This window comes from Leifsonia shinshuensis (assembly GCF_013410375.1).
In the GTDB taxonomy this organism is placed as follows: domain Bacteria; phylum Actinomycetota; class Actinomycetes; order Actinomycetales; family Microbacteriaceae; genus Leifsonia; species Leifsonia shinshuensis.
Genome location: NZ_JACCFL010000001.1, coordinates 3945512 through 3964867, shown reverse-complemented (window position 1 = coordinate 3964867; position 19356 = coordinate 3945512). Strand labels below are relative to the sequence as shown.

Annotated in this window: 24 protein-coding genes, 1 tRNA gene and 1 pseudogene; 15 read left to right on the top strand and 11 right to left on the bottom strand. The window is 70.9% G+C overall.

Annotation, left to right across the window (positions count from 1 at the left end; translation table 11 throughout):
• Window positions 1-203 precede the first annotated feature (203 nt).
• Both HNR13_RS19085 and HNR13_RS19080 read right to left on the bottom strand, forming a co-directional pair.
• Window positions 204-875 (bottom strand): potassium channel family protein, encoded by a 672-nt coding sequence (locus HNR13_RS19085; RefSeq protein ID WP_179608283.1) that lies wholly within the window; start codon window positions 873-875, stop codon window positions 204-206.
• Window positions 868-2304, bottom strand: coding sequence for a TrkH family potassium uptake protein (locus tag HNR13_RS19080; RefSeq protein WP_179608281.1), 1437 nt, complete (start codon window positions 2302-2304; stop codon window positions 868-870). The genes HNR13_RS19085 and HNR13_RS19080 overlap by 8 nt, the downstream gene beginning before the upstream one ends.
• A 77-nt stretch (window positions 2305-2381) precedes the next feature.
• Here HNR13_RS19080 and HNR13_RS19075 point away from each other — a divergent pair, with 77 nt between their 5' ends.
• From HNR13_RS19075 to HNR13_RS19055, 5 genes are all read left to right on the top strand, one after another.
• A complete protein-coding gene (locus HNR13_RS19075; RefSeq protein WP_179608279.1) occupies window positions 2382-2798 on the top strand; it encodes an ArsR/SmtB family transcription factor in 417 nt (138 codons plus the stop codon).
• A 95-nt stretch (window positions 2799-2893) separates the two neighbouring features.
• Window positions 2894-3124 (top strand): helix-turn-helix domain-containing protein, encoded by a 231-nt coding sequence (locus HNR13_RS19070; RefSeq protein WP_179608277.1) that lies wholly within the window; start codon window positions 2894-2896, stop codon window positions 3122-3124.
• Window positions 3125-3192: 68 nt separating this feature from the next.
• Window positions 3193-3291, top strand: a complete 99-nt coding sequence (locus tag HNR13_RS19065) for a 30S ribosomal protein bS22 (protein WP_003792170.1) — start codon at window positions 3193-3195, stop codon at window positions 3289-3291.
• A gap of 122 nt (window positions 3292-3413) precedes the next feature.
• A complete protein-coding gene (locus tag HNR13_RS19060) occupies window positions 3414-3680 on the top strand; it encodes a glutaredoxin family protein (RefSeq protein WP_179608275.1) in 267 nt (88 codons plus the stop codon).
• The gene (locus HNR13_RS19055; RefSeq protein ID WP_179608273.1) at window positions 3677-3976 is read left to right on the top strand and encodes a Dabb family protein; all 300 of its coding nucleotides are present in this window, start codon (window positions 3677-3679) and stop codon (window positions 3974-3976) included. Before HNR13_RS19060 ends, HNR13_RS19055 begins: the two co-directional genes overlap by 4 nt.
• Window positions 3977-4046: 70 nt before the next feature.
• Here the strand turns inward: HNR13_RS19055 and HNR13_RS21740 are convergent, their stop codons facing one another.
• From HNR13_RS21740 to HNR13_RS19040, 4 genes and pseudogenes are all read right to left on the bottom strand, one after another.
• Window positions 4047-4439 (bottom strand): FCD domain-containing protein, encoded by a 393-nt coding sequence (locus tag HNR13_RS21740; RefSeq protein WP_343063623.1) that lies wholly within the window; start codon window positions 4437-4439, stop codon window positions 4047-4049.
• Between the two features lie 133 nt (window positions 4440-4572).
• Window positions 4573-4734 (bottom strand): annotated as a pseudogene (locus HNR13_RS21735) (GntR family transcriptional regulator); the annotation flags it as partial.
• The gene (locus HNR13_RS19045; protein ID WP_179608271.1) at window positions 4734-5411 is read right to left on the bottom strand and encodes a GntR family transcriptional regulator; all 678 of its coding nucleotides are present in this window, start codon (window positions 5409-5411) and stop codon (window positions 4734-4736) included. The pseudogene HNR13_RS21735 and the gene HNR13_RS19045, both read right to left, overlap by 1 nt.
• Window positions 5412-5522: 111 nt before the next feature.
• Entirely contained in the window at window positions 5523-5909 is a 387-nt protein-coding gene (locus tag HNR13_RS19040) for an SHOCT domain-containing protein (protein ID WP_382312419.1), read from the bottom strand.
• A 106-nt stretch (window positions 5910-6015) separates the two neighbouring features.
• Between HNR13_RS19040 and HNR13_RS19035 the strand changes: the two genes are divergently transcribed.
• Window positions 6016-7938 carry a thioesterase domain-containing protein gene (locus HNR13_RS19035; RefSeq protein ID WP_179608269.1) on the top strand — a complete coding sequence of 641 codons (1923 nt, stop codon included), beginning with the start codon at window positions 6016-6018 and terminating at the stop codon, window positions 7936-7938.
• Between the two features lie 61 nt (window positions 7939-7999).
• Window positions 8000-8854, top strand: a complete 855-nt coding sequence (locus tag HNR13_RS19030; RefSeq protein WP_179608267.1) for a PPK2 family polyphosphate kinase — start codon at window positions 8000-8002, stop codon at window positions 8852-8854.
• Between the two features lie 58 nt (window positions 8855-8912).
• On the opposite strand, the gene HNR13_RS19025 is transcribed toward HNR13_RS19030, so the two are convergent.
• Window positions 8913-10232: an isochorismate synthase gene (locus HNR13_RS19025; RefSeq protein WP_343063622.1), complete on the bottom strand. Its 1320-nt coding sequence runs from the start codon at window positions 10230-10232 to the stop codon at window positions 8913-8915.
• Window positions 10233-10356: 124 nt separating this feature from the next.
• On the opposite strand from HNR13_RS19025, the gene HNR13_RS19020 reads away from it, so the two are divergent.
• From HNR13_RS19020 to HNR13_RS19005, 4 genes are all read left to right on the top strand, one after another.
• Complete coding sequence (locus HNR13_RS19020) at window positions 10357-11853, top strand: ubiquinone/menaquinone biosynthesis methyltransferase (protein WP_179608266.1); 1497 nt, start codon at window positions 10357-10359, stop codon at window positions 11851-11853.
• Between the two features lie 20 nt (window positions 11854-11873).
• On the top strand, window positions 11874-12932 hold the full coding sequence (locus HNR13_RS19015) for a polyprenyl synthetase family protein (RefSeq protein WP_179608264.1): 1059 nt from the start codon (window positions 11874-11876) through the stop codon (window positions 12930-12932).
• A gap of 18 nt (window positions 12933-12950) precedes the next feature.
• A complete protein-coding gene (locus HNR13_RS19010) occupies window positions 12951-14333 on the top strand; it encodes an FAD-dependent oxidoreductase (RefSeq protein ID WP_179608262.1) in 1383 nt (460 codons plus the stop codon).
• A gap of 64 nt (window positions 14334-14397) precedes the next feature.
• Window positions 14398-15480 (top strand): alpha/beta hydrolase, encoded by a 1083-nt coding sequence (locus tag HNR13_RS19005; protein ID WP_179608260.1) that lies wholly within the window; start codon window positions 14398-14400, stop codon window positions 15478-15480.
• Here the strand turns inward: HNR13_RS19005 and HNR13_RS19000 are convergent.
• The 4 genes from HNR13_RS19000 to HNR13_RS18985 all read right to left on the bottom strand — a co-directional run bounded on the left by HNR13_RS19000 (window position 15386) and on the right by HNR13_RS18985 (window position 16792).
• Entirely contained in the window at window positions 15386-15874 is a 489-nt protein-coding gene (locus HNR13_RS19000; protein ID WP_179608258.1) for a YajQ family cyclic di-GMP-binding protein, read from the bottom strand. The genes HNR13_RS19005 and HNR13_RS19000 overlap by 95 nt on opposite strands.
• A gap of 73 nt (window positions 15875-15947) precedes the next feature.
• Window positions 15948-16352 (bottom strand): PIN domain-containing protein, encoded by a 405-nt coding sequence (locus HNR13_RS18995; protein ID WP_179608256.1) that lies wholly within the window; start codon window positions 16350-16352, stop codon window positions 15948-15950.
• The gene (locus tag HNR13_RS18990) at window positions 16349-16570 is read right to left on the bottom strand and encodes a type II toxin-antitoxin system VapB family antitoxin (protein WP_179608254.1); all 222 of its coding nucleotides are present in this window, start codon (window positions 16568-16570) and stop codon (window positions 16349-16351) included. The genes HNR13_RS18995 and HNR13_RS18990 overlap by 4 nt, the downstream gene beginning before the upstream one ends.
• Before the next feature lie 78 nt (window positions 16571-16648).
• Complete coding sequence (locus tag HNR13_RS18985; protein ID WP_179603900.1) at window positions 16649-16792, bottom strand: hypothetical protein; 144 nt, start codon at window positions 16790-16792, stop codon at window positions 16649-16651.
• Between the two features lie 156 nt (window positions 16793-16948).
• Here HNR13_RS18985 and HNR13_RS21925 point away from each other — a divergent pair, with 156 nt between their 5' ends.
• From HNR13_RS21925 to HNR13_RS22085, 4 genes are all read left to right on the top strand, one after another.
• Window positions 16949-17251: a helix-turn-helix domain-containing protein gene (locus HNR13_RS21925; protein WP_179608252.1), complete on the top strand. Its 303-nt coding sequence runs from the start codon at window positions 16949-16951 to the stop codon at window positions 17249-17251.
• Between the two features lie 87 nt (window positions 17252-17338).
• A tRNA-Tyr gene (locus HNR13_RS18975) sits at window positions 17339-17420 on the top strand.
• A gap of 104 nt (window positions 17421-17524) precedes the next feature.
• Complete coding sequence (locus HNR13_RS18970) at window positions 17525-18364, top strand: inositol monophosphatase family protein (protein WP_179608251.1); 840 nt, start codon at window positions 17525-17527, stop codon at window positions 18362-18364.
• A gap of 25 nt (window positions 18365-18389) precedes the next feature.
• Complete coding sequence (locus HNR13_RS22085; protein WP_179608249.1) at window positions 18390-19295, top strand: peptidoglycan DD-metalloendopeptidase family protein; 906 nt, start codon at window positions 18390-18392, stop codon at window positions 19293-19295.
• Window positions 19296-19356 lie beyond the last annotated feature (61 nt).

Here is a 19356-nt window from a genome sequence, read left to right as displayed (position 1 = left end):
TTCGCTGAGTCCCCGCTGGTACCCCTCGGCCACAGTGAACGCTCTCGTTTGTGTCTCTTCCCCCATGGACCAATCCTCGACGCCTCCTCCAACTCCTGCAGAACTTATCCACAGCCGCTGCCGAGCACAGGAAAATCGTCGCAAAAGCCCCGTCTTGGGCGACGTTTTTCCTGTGCTCGGCGGCTGGTGCTCGGCGGCTGGGGCTAGGCGTCGAGGGCGGCGAAGCGCTCGATGTCGGCGGAGGCGCCGGAGACGATGATGAGATCGTGGTTGCTGACGACGGTGTCGGCGGTGGCGTAGGTGAAGGGCTTGCCGGGGCTCTTCACGCCGACGACGGTGATGTTGTGCTTCGTGCGCACGCCGGACTCGGTGAGGTTCAGGCCCCGGATCGGCTTCGGCGGGAACATCTTGACCAGCGCGAAGTCGTCGTCGAACTCGATGAAGTCGAGCATCCGCCCCGACACCAGGTGGGCCACGCGCTCGCCGGCCTCCGCCTCCGGGTAGATGACGTGGTTGGCGCCGATGCGCTCCAGGATCTTGCCGTGCGACTGCGAGATCGCCTTCGCCCAGATCTGCGGCACGTGCAGGTCGACCAGGTTCGCCGTGATCAGCACGCTCGCCTCGATCGACGACCCGACGGCGACGACCGCGATGGAGAAGTCCTCCGCGCCGATCTGCCGCAGCGTCTCGATGGAGCGGGCGTCCGCCTGCACGGAGTGGGTGACCCGGTCGGCCCACTTCTGCACGAGGCCGGCGTCGGTGTCGATCGCGAGCACCTCCCGGCCCAGCCGGTCGAGCTGCCCCGCCGTCGCCGCGCCGAACCGGCCGAGACCGATGACGAGGACGGGCGCGTTGTGCTTGATCCGGTCAACCAACGAGCGGCCTCTCCTCGGGATTCTGGTAGAGCTGCCTGCGCTGGCTCTGCGCCAGCGCGGCGGCGAGAGTCACTGTACCAACGCGCCCGCAGAACATCGTGGCGGCCATCACATAGACGCCGGGGTCGGGCAGCCCCTCGGTCAGCCCGGTCGACAGGCCGCAGGTGGCGAACGCGGAGATCACGTCGAAGAGCACGTGGTCCAGCGGCGCCTTCGTGATCTGCAGGATGAGGATGCTCGACACCGCCACGATCGTCGCGCCCCACAGCGCCACCGCCACCGAGAGCCGCAGCACGTCGATCGGGATGCGCCGCTTGAAGGCGTCCATCGACTCCACGCCGCGCGCCTCCGCGAACGCCGCGAGGAAGAGCACCGCGAGCGTCGTCACCTTGATGCCGCCCGCGGTGGAGGCGGACCCGCCGCCGATGAACATCAGCATGTCGGTGACCAGCAGGCTCGACCCGTGCAGGTCGGAGATCGGGATGGTGGCGAAGCCCCCGGAGCGGCTCATCGTCGAGAGGAAGAAGGACTGGAACACCGTGTGCCCGGCGTCCAGGTGGCCGAAGGTCTTCGGGTTGTCGGCTTCGAGCACGATGTAGAGCACGGCGCCGGCGACCAGGAGGATGACGGAGGTCAGCAGGGTGAGCTTGACGTGGATCGACCACCGCCTGCGCCGCTGCCGCAGGTTGGAGGCCAGCGCCAGGATGACCGGGAAGCCGATCGCACCGAGGAACACGCCGATCATCAGCGCGCCGAGGAACCAGTAGTCCTCCACGAACGGCGTCAGCCCCTCGACGTTGGGTGCGAAGCCGGTGTTCGTGAACGCCATCGCGGAGTAGTAGAGGCTCTCCCACAGCGAGGTGCCGACGTCCATCCCGGCGATCAGCATGCGCGGGAACAGCAGGAGGGCGACCCCGCCCTCGATCACGACCATGCTGATCGCGACGGTGCGCAGCAGCTTGCCGACGTCGCCGAGCCGCACCGCCTGCCCCTCGGCGACGGGGCCGGCGTGGATGCGCAGCGGGTTGCTGTCGCTGGCGGCGATGAGCTTGGCGCGCAGCCCCAGCCGGCGGGAGATCACCATGCCGAGGATGCTGGCCATCGTCAGCACGCCCACCGCGCCGACCTGCACGCCGAGGTAGACGAGCAGGTGGCCGAAGACGGACCAGTGCGTCGCCATGTCGACCGTCGCCAGGCCCGTGACGCAGATGACCGACACCGCGGTGAACAGGGAGTCGGCCAGTCCCGTCCACGCGCCGGACGCCGACGACACCGGAAGCGAGAACAGCAGGGTGAAGACGAGGATCAGGAGGGTGAACACGAGGATCGCGAACCGCGACGGACTGCGCTGGGCGAACCCGTTCAGCGCCGCGCGGACGCGCCCTCCCGCGGCGGCGGGCCCGCGCCGAACCGCCTGCGTGGTGCGCATCGTCCGTTCCTCCCGACAGCTTCGGACCGACAGCTTCGGACATGGTACTCCGACACCCGTACGACTAGCCTGGTGCAATGGCCGACATCTTCGACGTGATCGCCGACCCGACTCGGCGCGACATCCTCAAAGTGCTGCTCGACCGCAACTCGGATGACACGCGCACCGCCGGGGAGATCTCGGTCTCGGAGATCGTCGCCACCTTGGAGCTCAGCCAGCCGACGGTGTCCAAGCATCTCAAGGTGCTGCGCGAGGCGTCGCTGGTGGCCGTCCGGGAGGAGGGGCAGCACCGCTACTACCGGCTGGACCCCACTCCGCTGGAGGCCGTCGAGGACTGGGTCATCCCGTTCACCGCCTCCGACGTCGACCTGTCCGCCTACTCGGTGCAGCTCGCCGACGAGACCCGCGAGTTCGCCAGCACGGTCGGCAAGGTCCTCGCCGACACCCGCGCCCGCGTGGAGCGCGTCACTCCGAAGAAGTGGCGCAGGGACTGACGAACCCGTAGAGGCGCGACCCCCTGAACGGCTAGAGTTCCCTAGTTCCCCGTCGTCACTACCCGAGTACGATGACGGGCAGAAAGGGACACCGCATGGTTCACGATGGGGGCTCCAACGCCCTACGGGAGGTGCGCTTCCTGACGGTCGCCGAAGTGGCCGACATGATGCGCGTCTCGCGCATGACCGTCTACCGGCTCGTCCACGCCGGCGAGCTCCCCGCGATCCGATTCGGCCGGTCGTTCCGCGTCCCGGAGTCGGCCGTGGCGCAGGCGCTGGAGGCTGTGACCCCGCATCTGGACGGCGGCGTCGCAGACTCGGCCTGAAGTCGGGTAGACTGGCTGCTTGTGTCGCCGCGTATCCCGCGGCAAACCCCTAACTTTGTGAGGTCTACGTGGGTTCCGTTATCAAGAAGCGTCGCAAGCGTATGGCGAAGAAGAAGCACCGCAAGCTTCTTCGCAAGACGCGCCACCAGCGTCGCAACAAGAAGTAGACCTCAGCGTCTGCTGCTCGAGCGCCGGTCCGTGAGGTCCGGCGCTTTCTGCTGTCCAGAGGCGCAGCCTGCTGTCGGCAAGGGCGCAGCCTGCTGTCCGGACGCAGGTTAGGCTGGACCTCGTGTCCACCGTCACCGTCACGCTCATCGGCAAGCCGGGCTGTCACCTGTGCGACGACGCACGGGAGGCGATCCGCGCCGTGATCGGCGGCCTCCCCGCCGGCGCCCCTGAGGTGCGCGTGGAGGAGCTCAGCATCCTCGACGACGCGGAGCTGCACGAACGCTACGTGGAGGACATCCCGGTCGTGCTCGTGGACGGCCGGCAGCACACCTACTGGCGCGTCGACCAGGCGCGCCTGCGCACCGCCCTGCTGGAGGAGGACCGTTGACCCTGCGTCACGTCGTCATGTGGAAGCTCGCGTCGACCGTCGAGGAGGAGCGCGCCGACCAGGCGGCGCGCATCAAGGCGGGGCTGGAGTCCCTCCCCGCCGTGATCCCGGAGATCCTGCGCTTCGAGGTGGGCGTCAACAGCCTGCCGGTGAACGAGTTCGACATCGTGCTCGTCAGCGACTTCGAGGACGAGGCCGCGCTGCAGCGGTACGTCGTGCACCCGGAGCACGAGAAGGTCGCGTCGTACATCCGCTCCGTGGTCTCCGGCCGCGCGGCCGTGGACGCCGAGGACTGAACGCACGCGTGCCCGGCGCCTAGGGCGCCGGGCACGGTGGTGGCGGAGGGGCGGCCGTGCGGAAAGCCGGTCAGAAGACCGGGCTCTCCTCGATGTCCTCGTCGTTGCGACGGTAGTCCGACAGGAACTGGGCGAGCGCCGGCGCGTACAGGTCGCGGACCAGGTCGCCGGCCTTCTCGCCGTCGTGCGCCTTGGCGGCGTCGTGGATCTCGGTGATCCGCGCCGGCAGCTCGTCGGTGTCGAACGGGCGCTTCCACACGGCGATGTAGCGCAGCACCTGCGGGCTGAGGCCTTCGCTGATCGAGATCAGCACGTCGTTGCCGCTGTTGCGCTCGAACTCCAGGAAGAAGTCGTTCACCGCGCGGCCGAGCGCCGGCAGGTTGTTGGACTTGGCGGCCTTGCGGATCTCCTTGAGCGCCTTGTCCTGACGTCCCAGCGCGGCGTTGTCGAGGCCGGGAACCACGGAGCGGGCGGCGTACTCGTGCAGCAGCCCCGTGGTGTAGATGGCCTCGTCGATCGCGCGGAGGTCGATCGGCGCGGTTGGGCGCCATCTCGACCAGGCCGATGTCGGCGAGCTTCATCAGCGCCTCGCGGATCGGCGTGCGGGAGACGCCGAGCCAGGCGGTGAGCTTCTCGTCGAGGAGGGTCTCGCCCGGCTCCAGCGTGCCGTCGAGGATGCCCTCGTAGAGGCGGTTGTAGACGACGTCGCGCAGCAGCTGGCGCTCGACGGGCGCGGAGTCTTTGACGGGGAGCGGCATCAGCGGGCCTCCTTCGTTCCGAACTCGTCGACGACGGTGACGAGCCCCTTGTTCCAGAAGTCGGACACGGCCTTGGCTGCCTTGGCGCCGTTGCCGGCGACCGCCGCGTCCACGGCGGCGGCGACGTACGGGGCGCCCTTCTCGAAGGCCTGCGACGACGGCGCGGCGATCAGTGCGCGGCGCACCTCCGGGAGGTGGCGCGTGAACAGCTTGGCGAGGGTGCGGTTGTCGAGGCGGCGGAGGAAGACGCCGACGAAGCCGTCGGTGAGCACGCGCTCGCGCACGAGCTCCGCCATGTCGCTGCCGTCGCCCATCCGCTCGGCGAAGGCACGGAGGGCGTCCTTGTCGCCGTCGGTCAGCAGCGGGGTGGCGTCGCGCACGATGCCGACGACCAGGCTCCCGACGGTGTCGATGAGCGCGCGGAGACGCTCCGGGTCGATCGGCGTGACTCGGGTGCGCTTCTGCGGCATGATCTCGACGAGGCCCATGGCCGCGAGCTGGTTGAGGGCTTCGCGGACGGGCGTCCGGGAGACCCCCACCCACTTCTCGATTTCAGCGTCGTAGAGCTGTTCTCCTGGCGTGAGGTCCCCGTCGACGATGGCGTCGAGCAGACGAACGAATACTTCGTCTCTGATGAGCCGTCGGGGACTGACGGCCTCTGCGATGGGTACAGGCATACATGAATATTACATCCACCCCCGTCGGATGCAAGACCATCGCGTCACGAGTTTATGCGTGTCGTATCGCACGCCTCTGGGGCAGCTCCCAGGAAGCGGATCCGGGCGGTGTCAGAAGCGGTTGCCGAGCGCTTTCGCCTTGAGCGCGTCGAACTCGTTCTGGCTGATGACGCCCTTGTCGAGGAGGGCCTTCGCCTGCTCGATGTCGGCCGCCGGCGTCGCGGAGGGCGTGGGATGCGTGTAGTAGTCGGTGTCCTCCGGGACCGTCCGCCGATCCCGTGCGTTGCGCTCGGCCATGCCCCGCCCGCGGGCGATCAGATACACCAGCGCCGTGAGGAACGGCGCGAAGATCAGGAAGATCACCCACACGGCCTTCCACCAGCCGTTGAGCTTCTCGTCCCGGAAGAGATCGGCCAGGATCGTGAACAGCACCATCAGGTAGGCGACGAAGGCGAACGACCAGAAGATCAGCCAGATGAAGTTCCAGAAACCGTTCACGACGGGCTCCTCTCGATCGGTGAGCACACCGTAGCCGTGGAGCGACGAGTCTGGCTAGACGGCAGTGCGCGGCTGCGGCGACGGCGGTCGCGGTTAGGCTGACCGCATGCTCAGCCAGCTGCCGCCGCGTGTGTGGCGGGGGAGGACGCCCGGCGGCTGGGCGGGGCTGATCGTCGGACTGATCGTGGGCGTCCCGATCGCCTTCGGCCTGGGGCTGGTGCTCGCGGCCGTGGGCGTCGTCGTCGCCGTCGTCGCGGTGGTCGTCTTCCTCCTGGCGCTCGCGGGCGAGTGGACCTGGTACGCCATCCAGCGCGCGGCACGGCCGCCGTACCCGTTCCCCGTGCCGGCGCCGCGCCGCAGGCGGACACGGCGGACGGCGCTGAGCGGCCTGTACCTGGCGTCGGCGCCGCGGCTGACCGGCGGCCTGGCGCGGGTGGCGGGCTGGGTGCTCGCGCCGCTCGCCCTCCTGATCGGGCTCGTGGGGATCGTCGTGCCGCGCTGGCGCGCCCGGCCCTACCTCGCGGTGTTCACGCTGCCCGCGCTGCTCCGCAAGACCGTCGCGCTCGGGCGCAGGCGGGGGCTGCTGCGCGACGGGCACGACGCCGTGCTGCTCGGCTACGACGACCTCCTGGAGCGGCGCTTCCCGCTCCTGCACGACTTCCTCCGCTGGTGGGACGACCCCCGAGGCGGAGACGACTACACGCCGCCGCCGGGACTGCCCGACGTGCCGGCCGGACTGCTCGGGCTCGAGCTGGGTCCGTCGCCCGACCCGCTCGGGACGCCCGGCCTGGCCGCCGGCGCGATGCGGCGGAGGTCCGTGCACACGCTCCGCGACCTGCTGCTCAGCCAGCGCGAGATCGACGACCTCTGCGATCCGGACCTGGACGAGCGCATCGACACGGCCGTGATCCGCCTGGTGGTGCGGGAGCACGAGGGCGTGCGGCACTGGATCGTGCAGTTCCCGAGTACCAAGTCGTGGCATCCCCGCCCGGGTATCGCGCCGAACGACCTCACCGCCGACCTCGTGATCGGCGCGGAGCACGAGGCCACCATCACGAGGGCGGCGATCGAGACGATGCGGGAGGCGGGCATCCGGGAGGGGGAGCCCGTGGTGCTCGCGGGGTTCAGCCTCGGCGGGATGGTCGCGGCCCAGGTCGCCGTCCGGGCCCGCGCCGCCGGGTTCACGGTGACGCACCTGGTGGTCGCGGGTACGCCGCTCGGCCGGCTGGCCGTGCCGGACGGCGTCCGGACGCTCGCGATCGAGCACGTGCTCGACCTGGTGCCGCGCATCGACGGCAGGGAGAACGCCGTGCGGCTGGATCTCGACGGGCCGCAGGTGCTGGTCACCGTCAAGGCCGGACCGCCGCTCGCGCCCGGCTTCCGGCTCGGGGCGCTGCACCAGGCGGTCGCCTACGCCGACACCGCCGGGGTCATCGAGACGGATCCGCCCGGCGCGCCCGTGGCCGTGCTGCTCGGCGAGCTCCGGCCGTTCTTCGGCGAGGGCCAGCGTGTGCACGACCGCGCTGCGCTGCGCGCGGGGAGCCTCCCGGCCAGGGCGGCCGTGCCGCTGTACCTGCACAGCACCGTGGAGGAGGGCATCACCCGAGGCTCGCTGCGGCAGTCGCTCCGCCGGCTCGCCGGAGTGTACGCGGTGGACGTGTACCAGTCCCGCGGCGGCCTGGCGACGACCATCCTCTGGAGCGCCGACGTCCTGGTGCGCGCGCTCGAGCCGTGGCTCGCTCCCACCCGGCGGGCGGCGATCTACCGCGGCCTGCTGTCGCTGCTCGGCCGGCGGCGCGGCGTCGGCATCCACCTGCGGCTGCAGGCCCGCACCACACCGGGGCTCACCTGGGAGGCGACGCTGCAGCGGATGCCGGACGGTCGGTGGCGCGAGACCATCGACGTCATCGTGGACGACCGCGCCGCGGCGGCGGACATCGCCCGGCTGTTCCCCGAGGGCGTGAGGACACGGGTGGTTCTGCACCGTCCGGACGCGTTCGAGCCAGTGGTCGATGTCGCCGGGGTGTGATCGGGCCGTACGATTCCCCGTACGCGCACTGCACGGGTGCCGGCGCAGCTGAGGAGGCGACATGGGACGCGAGACCTATTGGGCTGAGGACCCGGACCCGCTGCTCCGGGTCGGCGCCGGATTCCGGCTGGCCGACCGCGACACGAACGCGACGCCGGGATTCGACGGGTCCAAGAAGGACGGCGAGGCGGCGCTCGCCGAGGGCGCCGCGATCCTCGCGGACCTCCAGGAGCGGCTGTTCGCCGCGGGGACGCTCGGCGACCGGCGGAGCGTGCTCCTCGTCCTCCAGGCGATGGACACGGCAGGCAAGGGCGGCATCGTGACGCACGTCGTCGGGCAGATGAACCTGGGCGGCGTGCGGTACGCGGGTTTCAAGCGTCCGACGCAGGAGGAGCTGGCGCACGACTTCCTCTGGCGGGTCTGGAACCACGTGCCGGGAGCCGGCGAGGTCGGCGTTTTCGACCGGTCGCACTACGAGGACGTGCTGATCGGCCGCGTCCGCGGGCTGGCGGAGGACGACGAGATCGAGCGCCGCTACCAGGCGATCAACGACTTCGAGCTGGAACTGGCCGAGACCGGCACGACCATCGTCAAGGTCATGCTGCACCTGAGCAAGGGCGAGCAGAAGAAGCGGCTGGCCGACCGCCTCGACCGCGCGGACAAGCACTGGAAGTACACCCCGGGCGATGTGGACGAGCGCCTGCTCTGGGACAGCTACCAGGACGCCTACCAGGTCGTGTTCGATCGCACCTCCACCGCGTACGCGCCGTGGTACGTGGTGCCGGCCGACCGCAAGTGGTTCGCGCGGATCGCTGTGCAGCACCTGCTCATCCACGCTCTGGAGGAGCTGGAGCTGGACTGGCCGAAGCCCGACTACGACCTCGACCTCGAGAAGGCGCGGCTGGCGGCGAGCTAGGCGGACGGGACTCGCGTTCGGCGGATCCGTTCCGGCCGGAGCCGGGGTCAGGTTCGGGTCAGCCGAAGGCCTCGACGATCGGGCGGAACTTCATCGTCGTCTCGGCGTACTCCCGCGCGGGGTCGGAGTCGGCGACGATCCCCGCGCCGGCGTAGGCCGTGAGGTCGCCCGACTCGGTGAGCTGCGCGCAGCGGAGCGCGATCGCCCACTCCCCGTCGCCGTCCCCGCCGACCCAGCCGACCGGGCCCGCGTAGCGGCCGCGGTCGAACGGCTCCAGTTCGCGGATGAGCGCGACGGCCTCCGGCGTCGGCGTCCCCGCGACGGCGGCGGTCGGGTGGAGGGCGTCCGCGAGGTCGAGCGAGCTCGACCCGTCGCTGAGCGTGCCGGCGATGTCGGTCGCCAGGTGCCAGAGGTTCGGCAGCTTGAGGGTGAACGGCTCGTCGCTCGCGGCGAGGTCCGCGCTGTGCGGACGGAGCGCGTCGAGCACGCTGGACACCGCGAACCGGTGCTCGCCCTGGTCCTTCGCCGAACCCGCGAGGGCTTCGGCGGACGCGCGATCGCTCTCCGCGTCGCGGCCGCGGGACATCGTCCCGGCGAGGACACGCGCCGTCACCGTGCCGTGGTGCACGCGCACCAGCGTCTCGGGGGAGGAGCCGACCAGTCCGTCGACCGCGAAGGTCCAGCAGTCCGGGTAGCCGAGCGCGAGCTCGACCAGCGCGCGCCGCACATCGGACTCCAGCGGGAGGTGCGCCGACAGCTCCCTGGCGAGCACCACCTTGGAGAGGTCGTGCTCGCGGATCCGCTCCACCGCGGTCGCGACGGCGGCCTCGTAGCCGCCCTCGTCCAGGCCGGCGGGCAGGAGGCTGAGGCGGTACTCGTCGCCGAACGCGATCGGCCGGGGGAGGTCGGTGCGCGAACCCGGCCGGCCCCTGTCGGCGCGGGAGGACGCGGCCGCGTCGCTCTCGGGGGTCGCCGTGTCGTCCGTCTGCGTGATGCGGGTGATCCAGCTGCGTCCGCCGCGGCGGCCGAGCACGACCTCCGGCACGATCAGGACGCTCGTGGCCGAGCTCTCGTCGTCGAACGCGAAAGTCCCGAACGCGATCAGGCCGGTCCCCGGCGTCCGCACGGCGTCCGTGACGGTCGCGGCCTGCACGGTCGCCCGCCACGCGTCCGACGCCTGCCGGATCCGGTCCGGTCCGCGGAACTCCAGCCGCAGCGCCTCGCCGATGCCGGCGATCCCCTCGCCTTTGCGGATCCACACCAGGGGACGGCGGGAGTCGAGGAAGGGAACGAGATGCCGGACGTCGTCGAGGGGGGTGGTCTCGACCGACAGGGCGGTCACGCCCGTAGCCCGGCGGGTGGTCGAGGGTGCGGTCACCGGACCAGCCTACGCCCGGGGCGCTGGGCGCCGGATGCGCGGCGGCTGGACGTTCCCCCGACGCTGTGCGCCCCCTCCGCAGGCCCGAAATGCACGGCATGTCGCCGCAGCCTAAGCTGGGGGGGTGAGTAAGGCCGACCTCAGCAAACAGCCCGCCCAGGTCGCCGCCATGTTCGATGAGGTGTCGACCCACTACGACCGGACCAACACCGTCCTCTCGATGGGCAATGCGACGCTCTGGCGCGTGGCGACGACGCGAGCCGTCGCCCCGCGCGCCGGCGAGACGATCCTGGACGTCGCGGCGGGCACCGGCACCTCCAGCGCGTCGCTCGCGCGCAACGGAGCCAGCGTGGTCGCCGCGGACTTCTCCGAGGGGATGATCGAGGTCGGCAGGCGCCGTCAGGCGGGCAACCCCTTCATCAGCTTCGTGCAGGCCGACGCCACGGCGCTGCCGTTCGACGACGACACCTTCGACGCGGTCACGATCTCGTTCGGTCTGCGCAACATCGTCGACCCGCGGGCGGCGCTCGCCGAGTTCTACCGGGTGACCAAGCCGGGCGGCCGGGTCGTCGTGTGCGAGTTCTCGCAGCCTCCGCTGGCGCCGGTGCGGGCGGGCTACGGCGCGTACCTGCGCTACGGGATGCCGGTCCTCGCCCGGTTGGCGAGCTCGAATCCGGCGGCGTACGAGTACCTGATGGAGTCCATCGAGGCGTGGCCCAACCAGCCGGCGCTGGCGTCGTGGCTGCGCGAGACCGGCTTCGAACGCGTCGCCTGGCGTAACCTGACGGCCGGGATCGTGGCGCTTCATCGCGGCTGGAAGCCGGTCGAGGCGACGGGCGGGGCCCACGCCGGTGCGGAGGCGGAGGCGAAGCCCGCCGCACGGAAGTCCACCGCGGCGAAGGCGGCCGGATCGCCCGCAGCGCGGTCGAACGCGGGCGCGACGAAGGCGACGGGCGGGAAGCCCGCTGACGTGGACGCGGGGGCTGAGGCTGCGAACCTTGAGGTCGTGGCAACGGGGGCCGCGAAGTCCGCTGCCGCGACGGTGGCCGCCGCGAAGCCTGCTGGCGCGAAGCCCGCGGCACCGAAGGCTTCTGCCGCGAAGTCCGCGGCACCGAAGGCTTCTGCCGCGAAGTCCGCATCCGCGAAGCCTGAGGCTTCGAAGCCTGCGGCTGCGAAGTCCGAGGCCGCCGCTCCTGCTGCGACGAAGGCACTGGCCGCGAAGCCTGCGTCCGTGAAGCCCGCTGCCGCAACGGCGCCCGCTTCCAAGGCTGGTGCTGCGAAGGCCGGCACGGCGAAGCCCGGCACGGCGAAGCCCGGCGCGGCGAAGCCCGGGCCCGCGAAGCCCGGCGCGGCGAAGCCCGGGCCCGCGAAGCCCGCATCCGCGAAGGCGCCCGCATCCTCCAAGCCCGCATCCGCGAAGGTGCCCGCATCCTCCAAGCCCGCATCCGCGAAGGCGCCCGCATCCGCGAAACCCGCCCCCGCCAAGGCGCCCGCCGCCAAGCCCGCCGCCGCCAAGCCCGCATCCGCCGACCCCGCGTCCGGTTCCGCCGCCTCGGCGCGATCCGGGCGACCGGCCGGCTCCGAAGACTCGACGTCCGCCGTCCCACCCGAGGGGGAGTAGTGCCACGAAGCGTTCCGGCCGTGCGGCGTCCCGCGTCGCTCACCAGCCAGCTCGGCCTGACCGAGCGGATCTTCGTCCGCGGGGAGGACCGCCAGGTCGCCAACGCCGTCGACGACGGCCTCGCGCTGGTCGAGGAGGGCCTGCACCGCGAGATGCGGTTCGCCGACAACCTCGCCGACGTCACCACCCGCTACCTGCTGGAGGCCGGCGGCAAGCGCGTGCGGCCGATGCTCACCTTGCTCACCGCCCAGCTCGGCGAGGGCAACACCCCGCGGGTGCTGCAGGCGGCGGAGGCCGTCGAGATCACCCACCTCGCCTCGCTCTACCACGACGACGTGATGGACGACTCGCAGATGCGCCGCGGCGTCCCGACCGCGCAGTTCGTCTGGGGCAACTCGGTCGCGGTCCTCACCGGCGACCTCCTGTTCGCCCGGGCCAGCAAGCTGGTCTCCGCGCTGGGCGAGCGCGCCATCCAGCTGCAGGCAGACACCTTCGAGCGGCTCTGCCTGGGGCAGCTGCACGAGACCATCGGACCCCAGGACGGCGAGGACCCGATCGCGCACTACATCCGGGTGCTCGAGGACAAGACCGGGTCGCTGATCGCGGTCGCCGCGCAGATGGGCGTCGCGTTCTCGGGCGCCGACCCGTCCTACGAGCAGCCCGTCGTCACGTTCGGCGAGAAGATCGGCGTCGCGTTCCAGCTGATCGACGACGTCATCGACCTCTCCTCGGTCGGCGTCGCCGAGACCGGCAAGACGCCGGGCAACGACCTCCGCGCCGGCGTCGCCACCCTGCCGGTCCTGAAGCTGCGGGCGCGCGCCGACGCCGATCCCGAGGCCAAGGCCCTGCTCGAGCGCCTCGAGCGCGACGTCATGGGCACGGCGGAAGAGGGCGAGATCACTCCGGAGGCCACCGCGGCGATCGCCGCGCTCCGGGAGCACGAGGTGACGGCGGAGACCCTCGAGGAGGCGCACCGCTGGGCGCGGGAGGCCGTGGAGGCCCTCGCCCCGCTGCCCGACGGCCCCGTGAAGAAGGCGCTCGTGCGGTTCGCCGACACGATCGTCGAACGTTCCAGCTGAGCACGAAGGAATCAACGCATGACCAAACTGCGACTGGCGATCGTCGGCGCCGGCCCGGCCGGGATCTACGCCGCTGACATCCTCCTCAAGGCGGAGCGCGGCTTCGACGTCTCGATCGACCTCTTCGAGGCGCTCCCCGCGCCGTACGGACTGGTCCGCTACGGCGTCGCCCCCGACCACCCGCGCATCAAGGGCATCATCACCGCGCTGCGCGAGGTGCTCGACCGCGGCGACATCCGGATCTTCGGCAACGTGACCTACGGTGTCGACATCACGCTCGACGACCTCAAGCGGCACTACAACGCCGTGATCTTCGCCACCGGGGCGGTGCGCGACTCGGACCTCGACATCCCGGGCATCGACCTCGGCGGCTCGTACGGCGCGGCCGACTTCGTGAGCTGGTTCGACGGCCACCCCGACGTCCCCCGCACCTGGCCGCTGAACGCGAAGTCCGTCGCGGTCATCGGCAACGGCAACGTGGCGCTCGACGTCTCCCGCATCCTCGCGAAGCACGCCGACGACCTGCTGCCGACGGAGATCCCCGACAACGTCTACGAGATCCTGAAGAACTCGCCGGTCACCGACGTGCACGTCTTCGGCCGGCGCGGCCCGGCGCAGGTGAAGTTCACCCCGCTGGAGCTGCGCGAGCTCGGCGAGCTGCGCGACGTCGACATGATCCTCTACGACGAGGACTTCGAGTACGACGAGCACTCCAAGGACGCCATCGCGAGCAACAAGCAGGTCATGGTGATCGACCGGGTGCTGCAGCAGTGGCGGCAGCGCGAGGTGGGCGCGGCCTCCCGGCGGCTGCACCTGCACTTCTACGCCAAGCCGCTGGAGGTGCTCGGCGACGAGGACGGCAACGTCCGCGCGATCCGCTACGAGCGCACCGAGTCGGACGGCGCCGGCGGCGTGCGCGGCACCGGTGAGATCCGGGAGCTGGAGATCCAGGCGCTCTACCGCGCGGTGGGCTACTTCGGCTCGCCGCTGCCGGGGATCCCGTTCGACAAGAAGCACGGGGTCATCCCGAACCACGAGGGCCAGGTGCTGCGCAACCGCGACAACGAGCGGATGTACGGCGTGTATGCGACGGGGTGGATCAAGCGGGGCCCGGTGGGCCTCATCGGTCACACCAAGTCGGATGCGATGGAGACGATCAAGCATGTGATCAACGATCAGGGCAACTGGTGGTCTCCCGCAGACCCCTCCGAGGAATCTGTGGAGAAGCTGCTCCGCGACCGGGGTGTGGAGTACACGAACCTGGACGGCTGGCACAACCTGGACGCGCACGAGCAGGCGCTCGGCGCCGAGCGCGGTCGCGCGCGGATCAAGGTGGTGCCGCGCGACGAGATGATCCGAGCGTCCAACGGCGCAGCGGTGGAGGCCACGGCGGCGGAGTAGCCCGGTCCTGCGTCGAGCGGAACGCCCCTCGCGTCTCGCGCGTCCGATCTGGCACGCTGGAGGCATGGTCGGCCCCGTGGAATGGCGCCCCGACGTCCTCGGCGGCGGGTTCCAGCAGGCGACGCTTCCGCTCGGCCACGACGCCGAGGGGGAGGTCGTCGCCACGCTCGTGCGCTACGAGCCCTGGCCGCACCTGGCCGACCTCCGGCCGGGGCCTCCGGCCGAGGAGACCGACGTCCTGTACGTGCACGGCTGGTCGGACTACTTCTTCCAGACCGGGCTCGCACGGTTCTGGCACGACCAGGGCGCGCGGTTCTTCGCGCTGGACCTGCGCAAGTACGGCCGCAGCCTCCGGCCCGGCCAGACGCCCGGATTCGTCGACTCGCTCGACACCTACGACGCCGACATCGAGGCCGCGCTGACCGCAATGGGCCACGCGGAAGGCGAGCACACGCACCGCCGCCTGGTCCTGCTCGGCCACTCGACCGGAGGCCTCACGCTGAGCCTCTGGGCGGACCGGCATCCCGGACGCGTGTCCGCGCTCGTCCTCAACAGCCCGTGGCTGGAGTTCCAGGCCCACTCGGCCGGCCGGGCGATGCTCGCGCCGTTGGTGGACCTGCAGTCCCGGATCGAGCCGAAGGCGGCGATGCCGAACGTCGACCTCGGCTTCTACACCCGCTCCGTCTCCCGCACGCTGGACGGCGAGTGGGACTATGACCTGACCTGGCGCCCCGTGCGCGGCTTCACCGTGTACCCGGCCTGGCTCACCGCCGTCCTCGCCGGGCACACCCGCGTCGCCGCCGGCCTCGCGATCGACGCGCCGGTGCTCACCCTGCTGTCGGCGCGGTCGACGCTGCTGCCGTACTGGACGGAGGAGATGCGGAGCTCGGACGTAGTGCTCCTTGTGGAGGACATCGCCGTGCGGTCGCTGCGGCTCGCGCCGACCGTCACCGTGGCGAGGATCGACGGCGCCCTGCACGACGTGTTCCTGTCCGAGGAGCGGGCGCGCGTCGCCGCCTACACGCAGCTGGCGGGCTGGCTGCGGGGGGCGCTCAGCGGAAGTTCACGAACTGGAGGGCCACGTCCAGGTCGGCGCCCTTCAGGAGCGCCATCGTCGCCTGGAGGTCGTCCCGGCTCTTGGAGCTGACGCGCAGCTCGTCGCCCTGGATCTGCGACTTGACGCTCTTGGGCGCCTCGTCGCGGATCAGCTTGTTGATCTTCTTGGCGGCGTCCTGCTCGATACCGTTCTTGAGCCCGACCTCGATGCGGAACTCCTTGCCCGACGGGTACGGCTTGCCGGTGTCGAGCGACTTGAGGGTGATGCCGCGCTTGATGAACTTGGATTCCAGGACCTCGAGCACCGCCTTCACGCGCTCCTCGGTGTTGGCCTTGAGCAGCACCGACTCGCCGCTCCACTCGACCGAGGCGCCGACGTTCTTGAAGTCGTAGCGCTGCTCGACCTCCTTGCGGGCCTGGTTGACGGCGTTGTCCGCCTCCATCTTGTCGACCTTGCTGACGACGTCGAACGAGGAGTCTGCCACTGTTCCATTCCCTTCGGTTGGCCAGGTTCCAGCTTACGCGGAGTGGATGATGGTCTCTCGGGTCGCGGGTCGTTCAGGCTGCGATGTACTCCTGCCGGACGGCGCCGTTCGTCGCGTATTCGATGTAGCCGAAATCCAGATCGGAGTTCAGCACGACTGCGTCGTTGGCGACCGCATAGGCGGCGATGAGGCAATCGAACGCCGCCGCGGCTCGCACGAGGCCGGTTTTCCACAGTGCCTGTTGGATATCGAGGGCGTCGCGCTCGCCCGGGTGCTTCCACGCCCCGAGCAGGGCATCCATGTCCTCTCTCAGCTCCGCGTGTTCCTCAGGCGAGCGGGCGGAATGGCAGTATTCCAAGACCTGGGGAGGGCAGGTGATGATGAGGTGTTGCGGCGAGATCTCCCTGAGCCTCTGCGCGATGGCTGCGCTCGATCCCGCCTTCTGCCAGATGCTGTTGTCGACCAGGTACGTCGTCACGCTGCGGAGTGACCTGGTGCCGGTGCGATCGTAGGGGCGTCGATCTGGCTCGGATCGAAGCGGCGCCCGATGATGCGCTCCACGGCGGATGGCTGGCGACGAACGGCGATCAGAGTCCTGAGCGCGAGGTCGACGGCCTCGCGATTGGAAGCAGCGCCGGTCAGCTCCTTGGCCTGTCTCAGCTCTTCCTGGTCGATGTCGATCGACGTGATTGCCATATCGCCCCCTGCGGTCGCGGTTCTATATACCGCACTATATAACGCGGGAGAAGCGCGCGGCCAGTGACCGCCCGCCGATCAGGCCGTCTGCTGGAGCTCGGCGTAGTAAGTGACGTGGCAGCCGTCGCCGCCGCACTCCACGCAGAGGATGATCTCCTCGCTGTGCTGCCGGGGGTCGGCACCCGTCCCGTCGCACCGTTCGCAAATCTCGAGGGTTCTCATGCCCACGATTGTGCGCGCCGCCACCGACATCGACGGCAGGCGTCGGGGTGTGTCGCGAAGTCGCGGAGGTCGTGCGGAGCCCGTGCCGATTCTGCTGTGGGCGGAATCCGAAAGACCGATCCGCGCGGACGCGGGGCCGCGGCTTAGGCTTCAGGCATGTTGATGCGGCACGCGATCGGCTCCGTGCTCCGCCGGCTGCGGACGGAGCGGGGCGCCACGCTGCGCGAGCTCTCGGAGAGCTCGCGCATCAGCATCCCGTACCTCTCGGAGATCGAGCGCGGCCGCAAGGAGGCCTCCTCGGAGATCCTCGCGGCACTGTGCCGGGTGCTGGACGTGACCGAGCGCGAACTGCTCGCGCAGGTGGTCACGGAGTTCGCCGAGGCGGAGGTCGTGAGCCTGGTCCGCGACGGCGCCGACGCCCGCCCGGCCGACGCGCCGACAGTGCTCCTCGCCGCCTGAGCCCCCCGATTTCGTTCGGCGGCGCGCGCCGAGTATCCTTACATGGCGCCTTCGGTCAGCAGCTGACTGGTGGTCGGGAGCGCGAATGGCGAGTTACCCAAGCGGCCAAAGGGATCTGACTGTAAATCAGCCGGCGTAGCCTTCGGGGGTTCGAATCCCTCACTCGCCACCCATCGACGAAGGGGACCCGGCACGTAGCCGGGTCCCCTTCGTCGTCCCCGCTCATCCCCGCGTGAGTGGTTGTCGGCGCCGATCCCTGTCAGGCTTATCCCCATGCCCACCCCGAACGCGTTGCTCGAGATCGCCGCCACCGTCGCCCGCCGGGCGGCCGCACTGGCCTTGCAGCGGCGGAGGGACGGGGTGGAGGTCGCGGCCTCCAAGTCGACCATCACCGACATCGTCACGCGGGCCGACCGGGAGTCGGAGGACCTGATCCGGAGTGCGCTGGCGGCCGCGCGGCCGCGGGACGGGTTCCTCGGGGAGGAGTCGGGCGGCGACGCGGGCAGCAGCGGGCTGACCTGGGTGGTCGACCCGATCGACGGGACCGTCAACTACTTCTACGACATCCCCGCCTGGGCCGTGAGTGTCGCGGTGGTCGAGGGCGACCCCGATCCGGCGAGCTGGCGGACGCTCGCGGGCGCCGTCGTGAACCCGGTCACCGGCGAGGTGTTCACGGCCGCCGCGGGAGGCGGGGCGCGGCTGAACGGCGAGCCCATCCGGGTGAACGAGGGGGTGGGGCTGCCGCTCGCACTGGTGGGTACCGGGTTCGGGTACGACCCCGAGATCCGGCGCAAGCAGGCGGCGTTCGTCACCGAGCTGATCCCGCAGGTGCGCGACATCCGGCGGATCGGGGCGGCCTCGCTCGACCTGTGCTCCGTCGCGTGCGGACGGCTCGACGCCTACTACGAGCGCGGGCTCAACCCGTGGGATCACGCGGCGGGAGCCCTCATCGCCCAGGAGGCGGGCGCGCGGCTGGGCGGCCTCGGCGATGCGCCGGCCGGCCGGGAACTGCTCCTGGCGGCGGCGCCCGACCTGTTCGAGGAGCTCGACCCGCTGGTCCAGCGGTATTACCGGAACTGGGACCGACCCTCGTCCGGGGAAGTGGTGTCGTAGTTACCGTTTCGTTATATTGGGTCGGGTGCGCCACGGAACCAGACCTCGGACGGGTATCGGCGCACCGGCGACCCCGGACGGGGCGCCTCCGGCCGGGGCGACCCCGGACGCTGCGACCCCGGGCCGACCGGGCCGGGGCGCGCAGGCGCACCGCCAGCCCACCCGGCGCGAGCTCCGGCAGCGCGAGGAGGCGGCCCGACGGGCCCGCGAGCCGCGCTTCGGCCGCGGAGTCAGCGTCGTGGCGATGCTCTCCGTCCTCGGGATCGCGGTCGCCACGACCGTTCCCGCGATGGCCCTCCTGACCGACGACCAGGTCCGTGCGCGCACGGCGACCGCGCACTTCTCCAGCGCACCGGCGTCGGAGGGCGACGTCCAGGCGCTCGACAGCATCACCTCCGCCGAGCGCGAGGCGATCATCCGCGACAGCGGCGCCGCGACCTCCGGCGAGCAGCTCGCAGCGTTGCGTTCGATGCGGATCGCGGACACCTTCCGCAACAACCCGGCCGGCGCCATCCAGTGGCCGTTCCCGGTCGGCGTGCCGATCACCTCCGGGTTCGGACCGAGAACCGCGCCGACCGCGGGCGCGTCCACGAACCACCTCGGCGTCGACTTCGCGCCGGGCGCCGGCGTCCCCGTCCAGATCATCGCCGACGGCGTCGTGCGGGAGGTCGTGGCCCACGACGGCGGCGGCTGCGGCGTCAACGTCACCATCGACCACATGATCGGCGGGCAGCTGGTCAGCAGCAAGTACTGCCACCTGCAGACCGGTTCGGTGCGGGTGGCGGCGGGTCAGCAGGTCCGCGTCGCCGACATCGTGGGGCGCGTCGGCAACACCGGCATCTCGACCGGGCCGCACCTCCACTTCGAGATCCGGCTGAACGGCACGGAGCCTGTCGACCCGGTCGCGTGGCTGCGGGCCAACGCGAGCTGAGCGGCCGCGGGCAACGGAGGAGATCCGGCCCGACACGCCGGCTGGAGACAGCGAACGGAGG